Source organism: Arthrobacter sp. Y3223164 (assembly GCF_059091005.1).
The window spans coordinates 1-674 of record NZ_JBNHGF010000758.1 but is presented as its reverse complement, the minus strand read 5'-3'; the positions used below and the strand labels follow the sequence as shown (position 1 = coordinate 674).

Here is a 674-nt window from a genome sequence, read left to right as displayed (position 1 = left end):
TCGCCATGGTCACCCTGGCCTTCGCGGAGGCCGGCCACGTGCTGGTGGGCCGCAACCCCGGCCAGGCCACCGGCGGCGAAGAGGGCCTGACCCTGGCCACCGAGAACCTGCCCGAGGCCCTGCTGGGCGTGGCCAACACCCGCAACCTGTACTGGCTGGCGCTGATCGTGCTGCTGGTGGTCTTCGCCGTCGTCAGCTGGGTGCAGTTCAGCCGGGCCGGCCACGTGGCCGCGGCGGTGCGCGAGAACGAGCTGCGCGTGCGGGTCATCGGGCTGCAGCCCTACCTGGTCAAGCTGCTGGTGTTCGTGGTCGGCGGGGTGCTGGCCTCGGCGGTCGGCATGGTCTACCTGCTGCTGCAGTCCGGTGCCGTCCCGCGCAGCCTCTCGGCCGACTTCACCATCACCCTGCTGGTCATGGTGGTGCTCGGCGGCGTGGGCTCGCGCTGGGGAGCGGTCATCGGCGGCGTCTTCTACACGCTGCTGGACCAGCGGCTGACGGCGCTGGCGCAGTCGGAGGCCATCGCGAACCTGCCGGACATCCTGCGGATCCCGCTTTCGGAGCCGCTGTTCATCCTCGGTACACTGTTCATCCTGGTGGTCCTGTTCCTGCCCGGCGGCATCACCGGCGCGGTGCAGCGGGCCACCCTCAGCCGCGGCCAGCGCCGCCAGGCAGCC

The 674-nt window shown here is 71.5% G+C and carries 1 protein-coding gene; it reads left to right on the top strand.

What is annotated here, in order from left to right:
• Positions 1-674: branched-chain amino acid ABC transporter permease (locus AC5RUJ_RS17840; RefSeq protein WP_494156463.1), on the top strand; the 674-nt coding region annotated here is incomplete at both ends.